The organism is Microbacterium californiense, assembly GCF_047246625.1.
Taxonomy (GTDB): Bacteria; Actinomycetota; Actinomycetes; order Actinomycetales; family Microbacteriaceae; genus Microbacterium.
This window is the reverse complement of record NZ_JBFOKQ010000001.1, coordinates 485,323-502,741: the sequence shown is the minus strand read 5'-3', so window position 1 is coordinate 502,741 and position 17,419 is coordinate 485,323. Positions and strand designations below refer to the sequence as shown.

The following is a 17,419-nucleotide window of genomic DNA, read 5'->3' as shown; positions in this document are numbered from 1 at the left end:
ATCTATGCTCATTAGCAAATCCCACTTGGCATTCAGGATTTTCGGACGAATCGAGGATGCTGCCTCCGCGGACCTCGGACGAATATCATGGACGCATGAGCGAGAAGCGCGTGCACCTGTCGAAGACCGAACCGACCGCGTATCGGGCGCTGGACGCCTTCTCGCGCACCGTCGGGGAGATCTGCGCCGCGAACGGCATCGACGATCGCCTCAAGGAGCTCGTCATGATCCACTGCTCGCAGCTCAACGGCTGCGGGTACTGCACGCGAATTCATGTCGATCGCGCCCTCGCGGCCGGTATCGACACCGACACGCTCATGCAGATCGCGACCTGGCGGGAGAGCGGGGTCTTCTCCGAGCGCGAGCAGGCGGCGCTCGAACTGGCCGAGGCCTTCACCTTCATCGCCGAGGAGGGCGTGTCCGACGATGTGTACGACCGTGTCGGAAGCGTCTTCACCGAGAAGGAGTACGCCGCCCTGAGCTGGGCCTGCGTCTCCATCAACGCGTTCAACAGGGTCGTCATCGCGGGCCGCTACCCGGTGCCGCCCCGCACCGCCGAGGGGCAACCGTGACCGTGCTCGTGGTCGACGGCGTCACCAACGTCCGCGATGTGGGCGGCATCCCCGCCGCGAAAGGCAGCATCCGCACGGGCGTTCTGCTGCGATCTGGCCAGCTCTCGGGGGCGACGACGAGCGGGGCCAGCGAGCTGCGGGCCCGGGTGCGCCACATCGTCGATCTGCGCGACGGGGAGGAGGTGGCGGCGGAGCCGAGCGAGATCGACGGACCCGACACCACGCACCTGCCGCTCTTCCTGGGGTCGGTGCGCTCGTTCTTCGAAGCCGACACCAGCCTCGACGATCTCTACCTCCACCTGCTCGAAGAGAGCGGCGAGCGGCTGGTCGAGGCGATCCGGATCATCGCTGCGGGAGAGCCGACCCTGGTGCACTGCACCGTGGGCAAGGACCGGACCGGCGTGACCGTGGCGTTGGCGCTCTCCGCCGTCGGCGCCGATCGAGACGCGGTCATCGCCGACTACGCGCTGACCGAGTCCCAGCTCCCGCCGGAGCGGAATCGGCGCATCGCCGCCTATCTGCGGCAGCAGCATCCGGAGGCGGTGCACGCGATCGCGCTCGCGACGCAGTCTCCTGCTCCCGTCATGCGTCGGCTGCTCGACATGATCGACGAGCGGTGGGGATCGGCGGCGGGCTACCTGCGCGCACAGGGGATGACCGATGGCGAGCTGCGCGATCTCGAGGCCGCGCTCGTGGAGCCGGCAGCCGGAGCGAGCTGACGCGACGAACCAAGGTTAGGCATGCCTTGGTGGGTGTTACGATGGACGCATCATGGAAGCATCCCTCGACAGCCGCAGCGCGCGTGCCCGGCGGCGGGCAGCCCGTCGGCGTTCCCACCACCTGGTGACGGCCGACGAGAACTCGCTCGTCGATCTCGAGCTCTTCCTCTCCACCCTTCCGCTGTGCGCCTCGGGGCGTGTGTTCATCGAGGTCCCGACCGTGCAGGACATCCGTGTCATCGAGGCACCGGCACGCATGACCGTGACCTGGCTCGCTCGTGAGCAGCGGTCGGGCGCCCCCGGTAGCGGACGCTCGTGCGCTCCCGGCGAGGCGCTTGCACGGGCGACCTGCGCCTGGGCAGACGAGATGCTCTGCGATGAGGAGGACGCCACTCGGGTGACGCTTCTCGGCGGCTATCTCGGCTCCGCCGACATCGTCGACCACCTGACCTCCCGGCTCGGCGTCGAGGCGGGTCGCATCAGCGCTCCGGAGCGTTTCGGACTCCTCCCCGCCGAACGCTGACGTCAGGGGCGGCGAGGCAGGTAGTTGCCGTCCTGCAGGCCCGCCTCGATCTCGAAGCGGTTGCGCAGCGGATCGCGCCCGGCGAAGAAGTACAGGACGGGCATCAGGAAGCCGTAGCGCAGCCACTGCGCCTTGTGCACCCGCTCGTGTCGGAGCACGGCCTCGGAGGGCATGGCGTCTCCGGTCAGGAAGCAGCCGCCGACACAGACGCCGCCGCGGTTGAACGTCCAGGACGGCATGCCCCGGAAGATCCAGAGTCCCCCGCGGCGTTCGACGGGGCCGGTGCTCCAGAGCCCGCCCCAGATCCACCCGACGGCCGTTCCCCACGCATAGCCGACGCGGCTGATCGGCGATCGCAGGAGGAAGGACGGGATGCGGCGGTCGAGTCGACGGCCCCGTTCCAGCACGTCCGAGGTCGTGCGCTGATCGCTCATGCGACCGCTCCTACGAGGCGGAGCAGGGCTCCGAGGTCGTCCACCGCATCGGCCGGCGTGCGCGGTGCGAAGCCGGCGATGGTCGCCCCCGCGAGCGGGAACTCCTCGCGGAGGCGGCGGATCGCCGCGGCCAGCGTGGCGGGGGAGAGCCCGAAGGGGGCGGGGTCGGACACGCCGCCCAGCTCCGACGGGTCGAGCACGTCGACGTCGATGTGGACCCACACCCGCGACGCTCCGGTCGCCCGTACCGCATCGGCCAGCGCCTCCGCGCGGTCGAGGTGGGTGACGCGGAGGTTCGTGAGTCTCGAGAGGGCGTCCGGCTCGGCGTCGTCGAGCGTGCGCACCCCGACCGTCACGACGCGGTCGCGGGGGACGCCGGGATCGAGCGCCAGCTGAGGCTCGCCCTGGCCGAGGACGGCGCTCAGGGCCATGCCGGAGAAGGCCCCCGACGGCGAGGTCTCGGGAAGGTTGAGGTCGGCGTGCGCATCGCACCAGACGACCGCGAGGTCGTCGACACCGCCCGGGAGAGCCGCGAGCGCGGCGACCGTGATGCTGCAGTCGCCCCCGATGAGCACGGTGTCCGCGGTCAGGTTCTGTGCGACGAGCTCGCGTGTCCGCAGCAGCGCGCTCAGTCGGCGCACCCCGGTGCCGAGCGCCTCCCCGGCTTCGACGGGTACGTCGAGGACCGTGGTCGCCGCGCGGGGGAGATCCCCGGCGATCGCCGAGGCTCCGTCCACGAGGAGCATCGCGCGCGCCGCAGGAGAGCCCTGCCACTGGGGGACGACGAGAAAACGCACCATGGGTGCCTCCCGGAAGAGGAAGAGCGGATGCCCCGGACATCACGTCCGGGGCATCCGCGAGGGGGTCAGGAGCCTTCGATGGCCGAACGCGGTGCGCTGCCGCCCGCCTTGAGCTCGGCGAGGCGCGCCTCCACCTCGGTCAGCTCGCCGAGGTCCTCGAGGCTCTCGAACTGGGCGTCGAGGCTCGAGGCGGCCAGCTCGGCCTTGCCCTGCGCGAGCGCCTCCTGGCGACGCACCTTGTCCTCGAAGCGGCCCAGCTCGCTGGTGGGGTCGAGCACGTTGATCGAGCCCACGGCGTCCTGCACCTTGGTCTGCGCCTCGGCGACCTTGGCGCGCGCGAGGAGCTCGCTGCGCTTGTTCTTGAGCTCGCCCAGCTTCTCCTTCATGCCGTTGAGGCCGCTCTTGAGCTTGTCGACGATCTCGGTCTGCGCGGCGATCTGCGGCTCGGCACCGCGAGCCTCGCGCTCGGAGCTGATCTGACGCTGCAGGGCGATCTTGGCGAGACTGTCGAACTTGTCGGCATCCGCCGTGTTGCCGCTGGAGCGCATCTCGTCGGCCTTGCGGCTCGCGGCGAGGGCCTTGTTGCCCCACTCGGTGGCCGCCTGGACGTCTTCCTCGTGGTCCCGCTCGAGCAGACGCAGGTTGCCGATCGTCTCGGCGATGGCGGACTCGGCGTCGGCGATGTTGTTGGTGTAGTCGCGGACGAGCTGGTCGATCATCTTCTGCGGGTCCTCGGCGGAGTCGAGGAGGGCGTTGATGTTCGCTCGGACGAGCGTGGAGATACGTCCGAAGATGGACTGCTTGGTCATGCGAGGTTCCTTTCGAAGGGTCGGAGTCGAGGTCTGTGTGGGTGGTCGTTGCGGATCAGAAGCGTCCTCCTCCGGAGCTGCGGCGTCCTCCACCGGAGCGTCCGCCCCCGCCGCCGAAGCCGGAGCTGCGGAATCCGCCGCCGCTGGAGCGCCATCCGCTTCCGCGGGAGGAGCGCCCGCCCCCGCCGCTGGAGAGGATGCCGCCGATGATGCCGCCGAGGATGTCGCCGCCGAGGCCCGAGCCGCCCGAGCCGGAGCCCCCGCCGAACAGGCCTCCGCTCCACCCGCTGTCGTTCCACGAGGGCGAGGTGTAGGACGAGACGTCCGCCGAGGCCGCGGAGAGCGACTGGCGGGCGAGATCGAGAGCGCGTCTCGCCTCGGCGAGAGCGGGCTCGGGAGCCGTGGCCCGCAGGTTCAGCGCCTGAGTGAGGCTCGCCTCGGCCTGCGAGAGACGCGTGCGCGCGGTCGACCCGACGGTTCCTCGGCGGGTCTCGATGAACTCGCGCGCCGTGCGGATCTCGGAGTCGGCCTGGCCGAGCGTCTGGTCGAGCATCTGCTGGGCGCGCCGCGCCCGCTCGACGCTCTCGCGCCCTCGGTCGATCGCCCCGTCGATCTGCACGTTCGCGGCGGTCAGGGCGTCGAACGCGCGGCGCGGGTCACGGGCGCTGCCGACGAGGTCGGCCTGCGCGTGCTGCAACTGCTGGAGCGTCGCGGCGATCGCCGAGCCGATCGAGCCATCGGGATCGGGCAGCTGCCTGGCGGCGGCGACGTCCGCCTGCAGCTCGGTGACGAGCGCGGGTATCCGGGACTCCGTGCTCTGCAGATCGGCGGCCAGGGAGGAGATCGCCTGGACGAGCTGCGCCGCTTGCGCCGTGGACTGCTCGGCCGTGCGGATCGCGAAGGCGGCTTCTCCTGTCCGGCCGGCCGCGATCGCCTCCGCGGCGGCATCGATCGAACGGTCGGCGAGGGCCGCGCGCTCCTGCGCCTGCTCCGGGTTGTCGGCGACCGTGGCGAGGGCCGAGGCGTCATAGGTCGCCGAGAGGCCGGCGAGTGCCGCAGCGGCGCCGTCGAGCTGCGGCTGCAGCGCCGCCCGCTCGGCGCGCACGCGCTCCAGCTCCTGCGGGGCGTTCTGCTCCAGCTTGCGCAGCGCGTCGAAGGCCTCCGTGTTGGCGTCGAGCAGATCGTCGATCTCGTCCGCGATCCGGATGATCCGGATGTGCCAGGCCCGGCGATCGTGGATCGTGTCCTCGATCTCGTCATCGAGCTTCTGCCTGAGATCGAAGGCTTCCGACAGGCGCTCCTTGGCGGCGTCCACGGCCTGGACGAATCCGGCCGTGGCGTCGTCGCCGAACTGGGCGATCGCGAATCCGAGCTCTTCGCGGCTCGACGTGATCGCGTCGTCGGCCTGCACCAGCGCCGACCCCGCCTGTGTCTCGACCTGCTCGTCGGTGAGCGTCGAGAAGGGGTCGTGGGGGTCGGGATGCTCGGGCATCGCGCCGCGGCGCCTGATCTCGGCGTTGCGGCGACCGCGCCGGACCAGTGCGATCACGAGCCACACGATGAGGGCGAACGCGACGACGCCCACGACGAGGAGCAGCACTCGGAGGGCACCGGCTCCGCCGTCGCCCTGGATCTCGTCGGCGGCGACGAGGATCGCGCCGTCCCAGTCCTCCTGTGCGAGAAGCGGCTGGATCTTCTGCTCGATGTCGTCGAGCTTGTCGTTGCTGAGGGGACCGCCCTCGACCGCCGAGATGAAGTAGCTGCGCTGGTCCGTCGCGATCGCCAGCAGGTACTGGTCGGGTCCGAGGCCGTTGCGGGTCGCGACCGCGTCGGCCCACCCGACCCGGTCGGACGGCGAGGTGAAGGCGTCGACGAACACGACGAACAGGTCCGCCGAGGAGTTCTCGGTGAGCTCCTGCAGACGGGACTCGAGGGCGTCGTCCTCGCCCGCGCTCAGCACGCCCGCCCCGTCGGTGACGTAGCCGGCGTCGAGCGTCACCGGGTCGGTCGCGGAGGCCGACGACGACGCGAACAGGCTCGTCAGCGCGGCGAGCGTCAGCGCGGCCAGCGCCAGCCCCCGTGTCTTCATCGTGATCCCTCCGACCGGCAGCCGAGCCCCATGGCACGAGTCTATTCACAGAGCCCGACACGCGTCACCATCGGGCGGGGGATCGCCGTTCGCCCTCAGCGGAGGCGCATACGCTGGAGGGCATGGACGACAGGTACGGATCGGATGTACTCGCCGCGGGCTGGCGCGAGCGCGCCGCGAAGCCCGTCCCGACGGTGCCGGCCGAGGTCGACCTCGTCGTGGAGGTGGCGGAGGACGGGTACTGCGGAGCCGTGACGCGCGTGCAGGCGGGGAACGTCGAGCTCGAGGACTGGAAGGGACGCAGGCGCCTGTTCCCGCTGGGAGGCGGCTTCCTCATCGACGGCGCCCCGGTGCGGCTCGCCGCCCCGGCCGCCCGGCCGGAGGGGCCCAAGCGCACGGCATCCGGGTCGTTCGCGGTGGCCGATCAGCGGGCCCGCGTCGCGCTGCCCAGCCGCATCCTCGTGGAGGGCAAGCACGACGCCGAGCTCGTGGAGAAGGTCTGGGGAGACGACCTGCGTGTCGAGGGCGTCGTGGTCGAGTTCCTCCAGGGGGTCGACCTTCTCGACGAGCTGCTGGCAGCCGAGCCGCCGACGGCCCGACGCCGCTACGGCGTGCTCGTCGACCACCTCGTGCCGGGATCCAAGGAGTCCCGGATCGCGGATGCCGTCGCCCGGGGTCCGCACGGACGCCACGTGCGCATCGTGGGCCACCCGTTCGTCGACGTCTGGCAGTGCGTCACGCCGCAGGCCCTGGGCATCGCGCGGTGGCCGGAGGTCCCCCGGGGGACCGACTGGAAGACCGGGATCTGCCGCGCCTTCGGATGGCCGCACGAGACCCAGGCCGACACCGCCCGGGCCTGGCAGCGCATCCTCGCGTCGGTGCACAGCTACCGCGACCTCGAGCCGGCCCTCCTCGGACGGGTCGAGGAGCTCATCGACTTCGTGACGGCTCCGGCCGCCTGACCGCCGCACGGGGCGCGAAGGTTCCGCGGCTACCCTGGAACCATGCCCGAACCCCGCACCTTCCGTGACGAGCCCGTGTCCTTCGTGCGCCGGAGCGGGCGGATGTCCGAGGCGCAGGAGCGCGCCTTCTCGGACCTCGCGCCGCACTACCTGCTGGACGTTCCGCGGGATGTCGCCTGGACGTCGGTGCACCCCGAGGCGCGGCTCGACGTCGCCGCGGAGTACGGACGCGAGGCCGATCTGATCGTGGAGATCGGATCCGGACAGGGCCACGCGATCGTCGCCGCCGCGACCTCGCGCCCGGACGAGGACTTCCTCGCGGTGGAGGTCTTCCGCGCCGGCCTCGCCCGGACGATGCTCGACGCCGACCGCGAGAATGCCCGCAACCTGCGGGTGGTGGAGGCGAACGCCCCCGAGGTGCTCTCGTCGTACCTGCCCGAGGCGGCGGCCGCCGAGGTCTGGATCTTCTTCCCCGACCCGTGGCACAAGAAGAAGCACACGAAGCGGCGTCTCGTGCGCCCCGGATTCGCGGACAACGCGGCCCGCGCCCTCGCCGACGGCGGTCTGCTCCGCCTCGCGACGGACTGGGAGGACTACGCGCTGCAGATGCGCGAGGTGCTGGACGGCGAGCCGCTGTTCGAGCGCGCCTTCGCCGGTGAGTGGGCGGATCGCTTCGAGGGGCGCGTGATGACCGCCTTCGAGCGCAAGGGCATCGCCAAGGGCCGCGACATCCGCGACCTCGTCTATCGACGTCGGCCCCGCGCGTGAGTGCCGCACCGCGCTCGGTGGTCGTCGGTCCGGCGATCGCGCCCGCGGTCCTGGTGTGCGCGGCGGCGCCCGCGTTCTTCGTGCTGCAGGTGCCGTGGGTGGGCTGGCTGCTCCTCGCGCTCGGCATCGGGGCGGCCGCCTGGCTCGAGCGCGGACGGATCGCGGCATCCACGCCCTCGCTGACCCGCGACCTGTCGCTCATCGCGCTCGGGCTGCTCATCGTGAGCGTGATCCCGCTCGCGGCCGAGCTCGACAACCTGGCGATGCTCCGGTTCACGCTGGCGCTGGGCGGTGCCGTGGCCGTGCCCTACGCGGTCTCCCGCTTCGTGTACCGCGATCGGGCGATCTCATTCCCCTGGCGTGCGCATCGTCGCTGGGGTCGCCTGCAGTGGGGCTGGCTGGTCGCCGTGCTGGTGCTCGGCTGGGCGATCCTGCCGTTCTACTTCATCACGAGCGGCGTGTACCAGAACTGGCCGGTCGTCGACACGCCCGACCTGATCGCGCGACTCTTCGTGGGCGTCGGCGCCGTGGGCATCTGGGACGAGCTGTTCTTCATCTGCACCGTGTTCGCGCTCCTGCGCCGGCACTTCCCGGATGCGCTCGCGAACGTGCTGCAGTCGGTGGTGTTCGTCTCGTTCCTGTGGGAGCTCGGCTATCGCGAGTGGGGCCCGGTGCTGACGATCCCGTTCGCACTGCTGCAGGGCTTCATCTTCCTCCGGACGCATTCGCTGGCGTACGTGGTGACCGTGCACCTGCTGTTCGACGCCGTGGTGTTCGGTGTGCTGGTGCACGCGCACAATCCGGGGCTGCTGCCGATCTTCCTGGTCTGACTCGTCTTTGATTGCCGCGGGTCGCCGCGGGGCGCGAGAATCGGAGCATGCTCATCGCCGGTCTGGTCCTCGCGGCGGCTGCCGCCGCCTTCCACGTGTTCATCTTCGCCCTCGAATCGCTGAAGTGGACGGAGCCCGAGACGCGCCGGATCTTCGGTGTCGCGAGCGAGGCGGATGCCGTCACGATGAAGCAGCTGGCGTTCAACCAGGGCTTCTACAACCTGTTCCTGGCGCTGACGACGCTGTTCGGGATCGGCTTCGTGCTGTTCGGCTTCACCACGATCGGGCTGACGCTGACGTTCGCGGGAACGGGCATGATGCTCGCCGCCGCGCTCGTGCTCGTGCTCTCGGACCGCACGAAGGCGCGGGCGGCCGCGATGCAGGGCACGCTGCCGCTGCTGGCCGTCGTCGTCACGGCCGTGGGCGTCGCGATCGCGTGAGCGGGTTCAGTCGCGGAGCACCGCGGCGACCGCGCTGATCTCGATCACGGCGCCCGGGACACCGAGTGCGACCACGACGGCGGCCGTCACCAGCGGCGGAGCGCCGTCGCGTGCGAGCTCGCCGGCCACGGCCCCGTATGCGGCGCGGAGATCGGCGTCCTGATGGATCAGCACGGTCCAGTGGATGACGTCGTCCAAGGCGGCGCCGACGGCCTCCAGCGCCGTGGCGGCGTTCCGCACGGCACGCAGGGCCTGCTCGCCGGCATCCGTCGAGACGATGGCGCCGCTCTCGTCCACGCCGTTCTGCCCCCCGACGTGAATGGTCGTGGCACCCGGGGGCACGACGGCGACGTGGCTGAACGCGGGGCTGGTGACGAGCCCCGGAGGGCTGAGGAGTGTGATGTCCATGCCGAGATGATGCCCTCGGCCACTGACACTGCTGAGAGGCGCCCGGGTGCGGGACGAGGCGAGCGTGCCGCCCGCCTCGTCCCGCCATGCGTCAGAAGCGCAGCAGAACCTTGCCGACGCGCCCCGCGCTCTTGCTGAGCCGTACGGCGTCGGCGGCGTCCGCCGCATCGAACACACCGGCGACCGGGAGCGTCAGGGTCTCGTCGGTGACCCTCCGGATGAGTTCGCCGAACAGTTCGGCGCGGATGGCCGGATCCAGCTGCTGGATCACCTTGCTGCCCCAGAACCCCTTCACGGTCGCCTGCTTGAAGATCACGTCTCCGGAGGCGAGCTCCATGACGGGGGAGCCCATCGCGCCGAAGGCGACGAGGGTGCCGCCCTCGGCGAGGAGCGAGAGCACCTCCCCGGAGGCTGCACCGCCGACAGAGTCGACTCCCACCGCGGGCTCCGCGCCGTCCAGGAGCCGCGCGACCTCTTCACGCCAGCCGTCCTGATCCGTCGCGACGACGTTCTCGATGCCCTGGGAACGCAGCTCCTCGACCCCCTCGGCGCGCCGCACGAGTCCGAGCACGCGGACACCCCGCGCGGCGCCGAGCTGCGTGAGCATGCGGCCGACCGCGCCGTTCGCCGCGTTCTGGACGATCCACTGGCCTTCGGCGACGTCGAGGGACTGCAGCAGGCTGATCGTGCTGAACGGCATCGACACCAGCTGCGCGGCGCTCTCGTCGGAGAGTCCTTCCGGCACGGGGATGAGGCCGGCCGCGTGCGCCACGAGGTACGGGGCCCAGGCGCCGAAGGTGCCGCCGGTGGCCACGCGCTGGCCCATCTGGAGATGCTCGACCCCCTCGCCGAGCGCTTCGACGATGCCGAGCGCCTCGGTGCCCGCGGGGGCGGGGAGATCGGGCACGAAGCCGTACGTGCCGCGGATCGTCCACAGATCGTGGTTGTGGATCGGGGACAGCACGACGCGGAGCAGGACCTGTCCGGGGCCGGGCGTCGGGACCGGTCGCTCCTCGAGGCGGAGCACGTCCTCCGCCTCGCCGAACGAGGAGTGCACGAGGGCGCGCATGGTCGTCGGAGTACTGCGCGGCTCAGTCATCGGACACCGTGATCGTGACGTCGATGTTGCCGCGGGTGGCGTTCGAGTACGGGCAGACCTGGTGCGCCGCATCGGCGAGCGCCTGGGCCTGGTCGTGGGGGAGCTCGGGAAGGACGACCTCGAGCTGCACGGCGAGGCCGAATCCGCCTTCGCCGTTCGATCCGATCTGCACCCGGGCACCGACCGAGGAGTCGGTGAGGGTGACCTTCTGCGCCCGGGCGACGGCCTGCAGCGCCGAGTGGAAGCAGGCGGCGTATCCGGCGGCGAAGAGCTGCTCGGGGTTCGCCCCGTCGCCGCGGCCTCCCATCTCCTTCGGCACGGCCAGGTCGAATTCGAGACGGCGGTCGCTCGTGGCGACGCGGCCGTCGCGGCCTGCTCCGGTGGCGAGGGCCTCTGCGGTGTAAAGGGCTTCCATGTGTCGGTTCCTTTCTGGGGGTGGAGGGAGGGTCAGCGGTTCGCGCGGTCGTCCGCGCCGGGGAGGAGCGCGGTGAGCTCGTGGAGCTGGGCGATGAGGCGTCGCCGGTGGGCGTCGTCGCGCACGCCCAGCAGTCGCGCGATCTCGGCCGGGACGTGGGCGAGTTCCCCTCGGAGCTCCTGGCCGCGGTCGGTCGGCGCCACCTCGACGACGCGCTCGTCGTCTGCGCGGCGGCGCTTCGTCACGAGACCGGCGCTCTCGAGGCGGCGGATCAGCGGGGAGAGCGTTCCCGAGTCCAGCTGCATGGCGTCGCCGAGCGAGCCCACGGTCTGGACGCCCTCGTTCCAGAGCAGCACGAGCACGAGGTACTGGGGATAGGTGAGGTCCCACGGCGCGAGCAGGGCGCGGTACGCCTGCGTCGTCGAGCGCGCGGCGGAGTACAGCGTGAAGCAGACCATCTCATCGGTCACGGGCATGAGATAACTCTTGCACGCAATCGAATTGTGCACAACCGGATTATCCGGTGGCCTCGTCTCCCTTCTGCAGCGCGTCGCTCAGCCATCTCGCGTAGAGGTTCCACGGCTCTCCGGCCGCCTGGAGCCGGTGGATGTGCGCGGCGAGCTCCGGAGTGAGCGTGAACCACTCGCCGCCCTCGCGCGCGGCCGCGAAGTCGCGATGACGCTGCTGCTCGACCGCGCGCCCGCCGCGCTCGAAGGCGAGGAGCTCCTCGTGACGGATGCTGGACAGCCGTTGACGGGGGCGCCGGCTCGTCCCGATCTTCACGCGTCGGTCGAAGCGGATGTAGTAGACGACGTCGATGCGGGGGAGAGGGAGGTCAGGGTCGGGGGCGTCGCCGAAACGCCATCCGCACGTGGCGCACTCCCACCCGTCCGCCGTGCGTCGCCCGGCGCGATTCCCGCACAGGTTGCACGGGCCGGGAAGGGCGGGCGGCGTCGACATGTCCTCGACGGTACGCGCCGGGGCCGACATCGCACCGACCCGCCCCGCCGTCTCACGCGGGTACACCCTCGTCGGCGACGGGCGCAAGGGGTGGTCGCCGGTCGGACGGGTGTGACAGGTTGGGCGCATGCTCGCCCCGAGCGTGAGGAGACTTGCATGAGCACTGCTGCAGAGCCGGCGCCCGCCACCGCGTCCATCCCCATCCTGACGCAGGAGCCGTTCCCCGACACCCCGGGGAGCCCGGAACCCGAGTGGTTCAAGACCGCCGTGTTCTACGAGGTGCTGGTCCGCTCATTCAAGGACGGCGACGGCGACGGATCGGGCGACTTCCGCGGGCTGATCGACAAGCTCGACTATCTGCAGTGGCTCGGAGTCGACTGCCTCTGGATCCCGCCGTTCTTCCCGTCGCCCCTGCGCGACGGCGGATACGACGTCGCCGATTACACGGGCATCCAGTCCGACCTGGGCACGACCGCGGACTTCCAGCAGTTCCTCGACGAGGCGCATGCCCGCGGCATCCGCGTCATCATCGACTTCGTCATGAACCACACCAGCGACGAGCATCCGTGGTTCCAGTCGAGCCGGAGCGACCCCGAGGGGCCGTACGGCGACTTCTACGTGTGGAGCGACACCGACGAACTCTACGAGGACGCGCGCATCATCTTCGTCGACACCGAGCCGAGCAACTGGACGTGGGATCCGGTGCGCCAGCAGTACTTCTGGCACCGGTTCTTCTCGCACCAGCCCGACCTCAACTTCGACAACCCGAAGGTGCACGAGGCCATGATCGACGCCATGCGGTTCTGGCTCGACATGGGGCTCGACGGCTTCCGGCTCGACGCGGTGCCGTACCTGTACGAGCGGCCCGGCACGAACGGCGAGAACCTCCCGGAGACGCACGAGTTCCTCCGCAAGGTGCGCAAGGTCGTCGACACCGAGTACCCGGGCCGGGTGCTGCTCGCCGAGGCGAACCAGTGGCCAGCCGACGTCGTCGACTACTTCGGCGACCCGGAGGTCGGCGGCGACGAGTGCCACATGTGCTTCCACTTCCCGGTGATGCCCCGCATCTTCATGGCGGTGCGCCGGGAGTCGCGGTACCCCATCAGCGAGATCCTCGCCGAGACGCCGCCCATCCCCTCGGGGTGCCAGTGGGGCATCTTCCTGCGCAACCACGACGAGCTCACGCTCGAGATGGTCACCGACGAGGACCGCGACTACATGTGGAGCGAGTACGCGCAGGACCCCCGCATGAAGGCGAACATCGGCATCCGCCGTCGCCTCGCGCCCCTGCTCGACAACGACATCGACCGCATCGAGCTGTTCACCGCCCTGCTCCTGTCGCTGCCGGGCTCTCCCGTGCTGTACTACGGCGATGAGATCGGCATGGGCGACAACATCTGGCTCGGCGACCGCGACGGCGTGCGCACACCGATGCAGTGGACCTCCGACCGGAACGCCGGCTTCTCGACCGCGAACCCCGGCAAGCTCACCCGGCCGGTCGTGCAGGATCCGGTCTACGGGTACCTGGCCGTGAACGTCGAGGCGCAGCAGGAGGACCGGTCGTCGCTGCTGCACTGGACGCGTCACATGATCCAGGCGCGCAAGCGGCACCCCGCCTTCGGTCTCGGCAGCTTCAACGATCTCGGCGGCTCGAACCCGGCGGTGCTGTCGTACTCGCGTGAGCACACGAACGACGACGGCACGGTCGACGTCATCCTGTGCGTGAACAACCTGTCCCAGTTCCCGCAGCCGGTGGAGCTGGACCTGCGGCGCTTCGAGGGCCTCGTCCCCGTCGAGCTCGTGGGCGGCGTGCCGTTCCCGCGGATCGGCGAGCTGCCGTACCTGCTGACGCTGGGCGGGCACGGGTTCTTCTGGTTCCAGTTGCAGGCGACGACCGACGACGCAGAGGAGGTGGGGATGCTGTGATCGCGATCGACCATTCCCTTCTGGAGGATTATCTGGTGCGGACCCGCTGGTTCGCCGGAAAGAGCCGTCCGTTCCGCGTGACGCGCGTGCAGGCGCTCGCCGACGTGCCCGGCGGCGAGCGCGGACCCGATGTCACGGTCTTCCTCGTGACCGTCGAGTACGGGGATCAGGAGGCCGGCACCGAGCAGTATCAGGTGCCGCTCGCCCGCTACGACGACTTCGAGGAGCGCATCGGGCACGCGTTCATCGGCTCGGTCGAGGCGGACGGCCGCGTGCACCACCTGTTCGACGCGGTGCACGACCGCGACGCGATGTCGCTGTGGCTGGACGGATTCATCGGCGCCGAGCAGGTGGGCGTGCACGAGGTCGGCGGGCTGCGGTTCCGGCGGGTCGCGGGCGGCGACCCGCTCGATGCGGCGCTCCGGGGGTCGCCGATCTCGGGCGAGCAGTCCAACTCGTCGGTGCGCTTCGACGACACGGCGATCATGAAGCTCTTCCGCAAGGTCAGCCCGGGGGTGAACCCCGACATCGAGATCCACCAGGAGCTCACCCGCGGGCACTCCGAGCACATCGCCGCGCTGTACGGCTGGATCGAGACGGAGGTCGACGGAGAGGTGCTGCAGCTCGCCATGCTGCAGGAGTTCCTGCGCACCGCGGCAGACGGCTTCGAGCTCGCGACCGGCAGCGTGCGCACCCTTCTCGCCGACCCCGCGCAGAGCATCGAGGAGTCCGGCGGCGACTTCGCCGGCGAGGCCGCCCGGCTCGGAGCAGCCATCGCCGAAGTGCACGCCATGCTGCGCGAGCGCTTCCCTGCGGAGCGGCGCGGGGCCGAGGCGACGGCCGAGCTCGCCCGCGCTCTCGCCGAACGGCTCGATCGGGCGCTGCTCGCGGTGCCGGAACTCGAGCCGCATGCCGAGCGTCTGCGCGCCGCGTTCGGAGCCGTGGCGTACCTCGGCGGACTCGACGTCCAGCGCGTGCACGGAGACCTGCATCTCGGCCAGACCCTGCGCACCTCGCACGGCTGGCGCATCGTCGACTTCGAAGGGGAGCCCGGCCGCCCGTTCGGTGAGCGAGCCCTGCCGGACTCGCCGTGGCGCGACGTCGCCGGCATGCTGCGGTCCTTCGACTACGCGCCCGGCGTGGTCGAGATGTCGCAGGGCGGCACCGCTCCCGAGCAGGACGAGGAGAAGGAACTCCGCGCGGCACGGGCGAGGGAGTGGTCCCATCGTGCCCGAGAGAGCTTCCTCAGCGCGTACACCGCGGCGCTCGCCGAGGCGGAGCAGCCCGGCGACGAGGCCTCGGATGCCGACGCCGCACGCTCCGCCGCCGACCGCCGGGTGCTGCTCGACGCGTACGTGCTCGACAAGGCCGTCTACGAGGCGGTGTACGAGAAGCGCAACCGGCCCGGCTGGATCGGGATCCCGCTGGCCGCGTTCGAGGAATTCGAGCAGACACGGCCGGACATCGGCTGAGCGACGCGAGAAGGGCCGCTTCGTGAGAGCGGCCCTTCTCAGTCCCGCCTGGACACCTCGAGTGCGCGCCGGACGCCCCAGGCGTAGTCCGCCGGACGCTCCCACGCGGCGAAGTGGCCTCCGAGCGGGAACTCGCGCCAGGCGACGACGCGGAAGAAGCGCTCCGCGAACCGGCGCGGCGCGTTGACGAGGTCGTGCGAGAAGATCGTGAACACGCAGGGGGCGTCGATCCGTGGCCAGGGTTTCGGTCCTGCGAGGGCATAGGGCGCGAACGAGGTGCCGATGGTCCCGGTGAACCAGTAGGCCGAGATCCAGGTCAGTGCCTCGTCGAGGGTGAAGACGTCTCCCCATCGTCCGTCCGAGTCGGTCCAGCGCATCAGCTTCTCGCCGATCCATGCGGCGAGCCCGGCGGGGGAGTCGCCCAACCCGACGGCCACCGTGACGGGACGGGTGGACTGCTCGTGCATGTAGCCGCCTTCGGCCGCCTGCCACGCGTGGCCGCGGGCCGCGTACGCGCGCTCGCTCGCATCCAGGTCGTCCGGGGGATCGACGAGGAAGTGGTACTGCGAGACATCGGTGAGATGCATCGCCGTCACCGCGTCGGGGTGCCGGGCCGCGAGGGCCTCGGCGACGTCGCACCCCACGTCGCCAGCGGAGACCACGTAGTGGTCGAAGCCGAACTCGGTCATCGCGACGGCCACGGCATCGGCCATCTCTATCGAGGACAGGCCGCCCTGCGCGACGGGTGCGGCGAAGGGGAAGCCCGGGAGGGCGGGAGCGACGAGCGTCACGTCCGGCAGGAGCGGGAAGAGTCTCTCGAAGCGCAGCACGGAGTCGGGCCAGCCGTGCAGGAGGAGGACGACCGGCGCGTCGGCCTCTGCCTTGCGCACGATCGCGCGGACCGGCGTCGCGGCGGAGGCGGTCTGCACCCACGGATACGCCGCGATGCGGGCCTCGTGCCGTGACCAGTCGAACCCGTCTCGCCAGTGCGCGAGCAGCCGATCCAGCTCGTCGATCGCGATGCCCCGGTCGGGCGTGGGATCGACCAGGGAGACGCGTCGCAGGCGTTCCAGGCGGAGCCTCAGATCGGCCATCGCCTCGGGCGGTGTCCTCTCGAACGTGTGCGCCATCATCGCCTCCCCTCGTCAGGATACGGCGGGGCCGACGGTGACGGGCGGACCCGCCGGCCCGAACGAGGGTGAACGAAGAGAAGCCGCCTGGATACCAGGCGGCTTCTCTTCGTGACGTGCTCCGCGCGAGACGGACCCGCGCGGATGAATCGTGTGCCCCCGACAGGAGTCGAACCTGCGACCTACGGTACCGGAAACCGGCGCTCTATCCACTGAGCTACGGAGGCGTACCGAACGACGATATCACTGCTCGGGGGTGGTCTCCGAACCACCGGCCACGGTGACCGGCGCGCCGGTCAGCGCATCGAGGTCGGCAGCAAGCCTCTCGGCGAGGTAGCGGTGCCCGTCGGTGGACGGATGCTTGCGCCCGATCTCGACGTCGATGACTGCCAGGTAGTTCTGCTCGGTGATCCAGTCCTCGGCGATGGGGGAGATGTACCACCAACCGCGGGCGGCGGCACGATCCGCCAGGTCCGCGTCGATGCGGGCGGTGCCCTCGCCGATCGGCAGCTCGTGCGGAGCCGGTCCAAGGATCACGATCGTCGCCTCCGGGTACTTCGCCGCCATGGCGTCCCACGCCGCATCGACCGCCTCGCGGTAGCCCGCCTCGCCCTGGGCCCGGTCGTTGATGGAGCCCTGGATGACGATGAGATCCGGATCGATGCCCGGGTCGAGGGCTGCGATGCGCTCACCGAAGGGCGGACGGTCGAGTCCGGGCTTGAGGTAGCCGCTGCCTCGGCCGCCGTCGACGACCGTCTCGCCGTCGAGCAGATCGGCGAGCACGTACGCGTACCCGAGCGTCGGGTCGGAGGCCGCCGAGCCGTAGGTCCAGGAGTCGCCGAAGACGAGGACGCGCGGGTGGTCCGGGAGCGCGAGCGGCGCCGGAGCGATCGCGGCCGTCGGCTCGCCTTCCGCCGCGCCGACGGGGGCCGCGGCGGGGAGCGGCGCCCAGGGGCGCCAGACGCCCAGGACCCCGGCGACGACGGCGAGCGTCAGGGCGACGGACGCACCGGCGAGGCGCAGTCGTCGGCGGGCGGAAGCGGCGGTCATGGCATGAGGGTAA

Annotated in this window: 20 protein-coding genes and 1 tRNA gene; 9 read left to right on the top strand and 12 right to left on the bottom strand. The window is 70.9% G+C overall.

The window, feature by feature from the left end:
- Positions 1-95: 95 nt before the first annotated feature.
- Genes AB3M82_RS02490 through AB3M82_RS02480 form a run of 3 tightly spaced genes read left to right on the top strand, consistent with a single transcriptional unit; the run spans position 96 to position 1,814 of the window.
- The gene (locus AB3M82_RS02490) at positions 96-572 is read left to right on the top strand and encodes a carboxymuconolactone decarboxylase family protein (protein ID WP_412955403.1); all 477 of its coding nucleotides are present in this window, start codon (positions 96-98) and stop codon (positions 570-572) included.
- The gene (locus tag AB3M82_RS02485) at positions 569-1,291 is read left to right on the top strand and encodes a tyrosine-protein phosphatase (protein ID WP_412955402.1); all 723 of its coding nucleotides are present in this window, start codon (positions 569-571) and stop codon (positions 1,289-1,291) included. Before AB3M82_RS02490 ends, AB3M82_RS02485 begins: the two co-directional genes overlap by 4 nt.
- A gap of 52 nt (positions 1,292-1,343) precedes the next feature.
- Complete coding sequence (locus AB3M82_RS02480; protein WP_412955401.1) at positions 1,344-1,814, top strand: SIP domain-containing protein; 471 nt, start codon at positions 1,344-1,346, stop codon at positions 1,812-1,814.
- Positions 1,815-1,816: 2 nt separating this feature from the next.
- Here AB3M82_RS02480 and AB3M82_RS02475 read toward each other — a convergent pair whose 3' ends face one another.
- The 4 genes from AB3M82_RS02475 to AB3M82_RS02460 form a co-directional block, all read right to left on the bottom strand.
- Positions 1,817-2,248 carry a Fe-S oxidoreductase gene (locus AB3M82_RS02475; protein WP_412955400.1) on the bottom strand — a complete coding sequence of 144 codons (432 nt, stop codon included), beginning with the start codon at positions 2,246-2,248 and terminating at the stop codon, positions 1,817-1,819.
- Complete coding sequence (locus AB3M82_RS02470) at positions 2,245-3,048, bottom strand: arginase family protein (protein WP_412955399.1); 804 nt, start codon at positions 3,046-3,048, stop codon at positions 2,245-2,247. Before AB3M82_RS02470 ends, AB3M82_RS02475 begins: the two co-directional genes overlap by 4 nt.
- A 65-nt stretch (positions 3,049-3,113) precedes the next feature.
- The gene (locus AB3M82_RS02465; RefSeq protein ID WP_412955398.1) at positions 3,114-3,857 is read right to left on the bottom strand and encodes a PspA/IM30 family protein; all 744 of its coding nucleotides are present in this window, start codon (positions 3,855-3,857) and stop codon (positions 3,114-3,116) included.
- Positions 3,858-3,912: 55 nt separating this feature from the next.
- A complete protein-coding gene (locus tag AB3M82_RS02460) occupies positions 3,913-5,946 on the bottom strand; it encodes a TPM domain-containing protein (protein WP_412955397.1) in 2,034 nt (677 codons plus the stop codon).
- Between the two features lie 122 nt (positions 5,947-6,068).
- Here AB3M82_RS02460 and AB3M82_RS02455 point away from each other — a divergent pair, with 122 nt between their 5' ends.
- From AB3M82_RS02455 to AB3M82_RS02440, 4 genes are read left to right on the top strand one after another with little or no spacing between them, the layout of a single operon-like run.
- Positions 6,069-6,908: a DUF3097 domain-containing protein gene (locus AB3M82_RS02455; protein ID WP_412955396.1), complete on the top strand. Its 840-nt coding sequence runs from the start codon at positions 6,069-6,071 to the stop codon at positions 6,906-6,908.
- 42 nt (positions 6,909-6,950) lie between these two features.
- Positions 6,951-7,676, top strand: coding sequence for a tRNA (guanosine(46)-N7)-methyltransferase TrmB (trmB, locus tag AB3M82_RS02450; protein WP_412955395.1), 726 nt, complete (start codon positions 6,951-6,953; stop codon positions 7,674-7,676).
- On the top strand, positions 7,673-8,506 hold the full coding sequence (locus AB3M82_RS02445) for a CPBP family intramembrane glutamic endopeptidase (RefSeq protein WP_412955394.1): 834 nt from the start codon (positions 7,673-7,675) through the stop codon (positions 8,504-8,506). The genes trmB and AB3M82_RS02445 overlap by 4 nt, the downstream gene beginning before the upstream one ends.
- A gap of 47 nt (positions 8,507-8,553) precedes the next feature.
- Positions 8,554-8,946 (top strand): DUF1304 domain-containing protein, encoded by a 393-nt coding sequence (locus AB3M82_RS02440; protein ID WP_412955393.1) that lies wholly within the window; start codon positions 8,554-8,556, stop codon positions 8,944-8,946.
- A gap of 6 nt (positions 8,947-8,952) precedes the next feature.
- Here AB3M82_RS02440 and AB3M82_RS02435 read toward each other — a convergent pair whose 3' ends face one another.
- From AB3M82_RS02435 to AB3M82_RS02415, 5 genes are all read right to left on the bottom strand, one after another.
- Positions 8,953-9,354 (bottom strand): RidA family protein, encoded by a 402-nt coding sequence (locus AB3M82_RS02435; protein ID WP_412955392.1) that lies wholly within the window; start codon positions 9,352-9,354, stop codon positions 8,953-8,955.
- A 91-nt stretch (positions 9,355-9,445) separates the two neighbouring features.
- Positions 9,446-10,423 carry a zinc-binding dehydrogenase gene (locus AB3M82_RS02430; RefSeq protein WP_412957989.1) on the bottom strand — a complete coding sequence of 326 codons (978 nt, stop codon included), beginning with the start codon at positions 10,421-10,423 and terminating at the stop codon, positions 9,446-9,448.
- Positions 10,424-10,445: 22 nt separating this feature from the next.
- Positions 10,446-10,868 carry an organic hydroperoxide resistance protein gene (locus tag AB3M82_RS02425; RefSeq protein ID WP_412955391.1) on the bottom strand — a complete coding sequence of 141 codons (423 nt, stop codon included), beginning with the start codon at positions 10,866-10,868 and terminating at the stop codon, positions 10,446-10,448.
- Between the two features lie 32 nt (positions 10,869-10,900).
- Positions 10,901-11,344, bottom strand: a complete 444-nt coding sequence (locus tag AB3M82_RS02420) for a MarR family winged helix-turn-helix transcriptional regulator (protein ID WP_412955390.1) — start codon at positions 11,342-11,344, stop codon at positions 10,901-10,903.
- 40 nt (positions 11,345-11,384) lie between these two features.
- Positions 11,385-11,828, bottom strand: a complete 444-nt coding sequence (locus AB3M82_RS02415; protein ID WP_412955389.1) for a GIY-YIG nuclease family protein — start codon at positions 11,826-11,828, stop codon at positions 11,385-11,387.
- Positions 11,829-11,984: 156 nt separating this feature from the next.
- Between AB3M82_RS02415 and treS the strand changes: the two genes are divergently transcribed.
- Together treS and AB3M82_RS02405 are read left to right on the top strand one after the other, a co-directional pair.
- Entirely contained in the window at positions 11,985-13,754 is a 1,770-nt protein-coding gene (treS, locus tag AB3M82_RS02410) for a maltose alpha-D-glucosyltransferase (protein WP_412955388.1), read from the top strand.
- A 35-nt stretch (positions 13,755-13,789) separates the two neighbouring features.
- A complete protein-coding gene (locus AB3M82_RS02405; RefSeq protein WP_412955387.1) occupies positions 13,790-15,226 on the top strand; it encodes a maltokinase N-terminal cap-like domain-containing protein in 1,437 nt (478 codons plus the stop codon).
- 38 nt (positions 15,227-15,264) lie between these two features.
- Here AB3M82_RS02405 and AB3M82_RS02400 read toward each other — a convergent pair whose 3' ends face one another.
- The 3 genes from AB3M82_RS02400 to AB3M82_RS02390 all read right to left on the bottom strand — a co-directional run bounded on the left by AB3M82_RS02400 (position 15,265) and on the right by AB3M82_RS02390 (position 17,406).
- Entirely contained in the window at positions 15,265-16,359 is a 1,095-nt protein-coding gene (locus tag AB3M82_RS02400; RefSeq protein WP_412955386.1) for an alpha/beta fold hydrolase, read from the bottom strand.
- Positions 16,360-16,510: 151 nt separating this feature from the next.
- Positions 16,511-16,583, bottom strand: a tRNA-Arg gene (locus AB3M82_RS02395).
- 16 nt (positions 16,584-16,599) lie between these two features.
- The gene (locus AB3M82_RS02390; RefSeq protein WP_412955385.1) at positions 16,600-17,406 is read right to left on the bottom strand and encodes an SGNH/GDSL hydrolase family protein; all 807 of its coding nucleotides are present in this window, start codon (positions 17,404-17,406) and stop codon (positions 16,600-16,602) included.
- Between the last annotated feature and the right edge of the window lie 13 nt (positions 17,407-17,419).

What these genes read in the sequence shown, in the direction of transcription:
- AB3M82_RS02440 (WP_412955393.1), top strand. Translation starts at nt 8,554, where the DNA reads ATGCTCATCGCCGGTCTGGTCCTCGCGGCGGCTGCCGCCGCCTTCCAC.
- AB3M82_RS02425 (WP_412955391.1), bottom strand. Translation starts at nt 10,868, where the DNA reads ATGGAAGCCCTTTACACCGCAGAGGCCCTCGCCACCGGAGCAGGCCGC.
- AB3M82_RS02475 (WP_412955400.1), bottom strand. Translation starts at nt 2,248, where the DNA reads ATGAGCGATCAGCGCACGACCTCGGACGTGCTGGAACGGGGCCGTCGA.
- AB3M82_RS02455 (WP_412955396.1), top strand. Translation starts at nt 6,069, where the DNA reads ATGGACGACAGGTACGGATCGGATGTACTCGCCGCGGGCTGGCGCGAG.
- trmB (WP_412955395.1), top strand. Translation starts at nt 6,951, where the DNA reads ATGCCCGAACCCCGCACCTTCCGTGACGAGCCCGTGTCCTTCGTGCGC.
- AB3M82_RS02435 (WP_412955392.1), bottom strand. Translation starts at nt 9,354, where the DNA reads ATGGACATCACACTCCTCAGCCCTCCGGGGCTCGTCACCAGCCCCGCG.
- AB3M82_RS02430 (WP_412957989.1), bottom strand. Translation starts at nt 10,423, where the DNA reads ATGCGCGCCCTCGTGCACTCCTCGTTCGGCGAGGCGGAGGACGTGCTC.
- AB3M82_RS02460 (WP_412955397.1), bottom strand. Translation starts at nt 5,946, where the DNA reads ATGAAGACACGGGGGCTGGCGCTGGCCGCGCTGACGCTCGCCGCGCTG.
- AB3M82_RS02415 (WP_412955389.1), bottom strand. Translation starts at nt 11,828, where the DNA reads ATGTCGACGCCGCCCGCCCTTCCCGGCCCGTGCAACCTGTGCGGGAAT.
- AB3M82_RS02470 (WP_412955399.1), bottom strand. Translation starts at nt 3,048, where the DNA reads ATGGTGCGTTTTCTCGTCGTCCCCCAGTGGCAGGGCTCTCCTGCGGCG.
- treS (WP_412955388.1), top strand. Translation starts at nt 11,985, where the DNA reads ATGAGCACTGCTGCAGAGCCGGCGCCCGCCACCGCGTCCATCCCCATC.
- AB3M82_RS02465 (WP_412955398.1), bottom strand. Translation starts at nt 3,857, where the DNA reads ATGACCAAGCAGTCCATCTTCGGACGTATCTCCACGCTCGTCCGAGCG.
- AB3M82_RS02420 (WP_412955390.1), bottom strand. Translation starts at nt 11,344, where the DNA reads ATGCCCGTGACCGATGAGATGGTCTGCTTCACGCTGTACTCCGCCGCG.
- AB3M82_RS02490 (WP_412955403.1), top strand. Translation starts at nt 96, where the DNA reads ATGAGCGAGAAGCGCGTGCACCTGTCGAAGACCGAACCGACCGCGTAT.
- AB3M82_RS02390 (WP_412955385.1), bottom strand. Translation starts at nt 17,406, where the DNA reads ATGACCGCCGCTTCCGCCCGCCGACGACTGCGCCTCGCCGGTGCGTCC.
- AB3M82_RS02480 (WP_412955401.1), top strand. Translation starts at nt 1,344, where the DNA reads ATGGAAGCATCCCTCGACAGCCGCAGCGCGCGTGCCCGGCGGCGGGCA.
- AB3M82_RS02400 (WP_412955386.1), bottom strand. Translation starts at nt 16,359, where the DNA reads ATGATGGCGCACACGTTCGAGAGGACACCGCCCGAGGCGATGGCCGAT.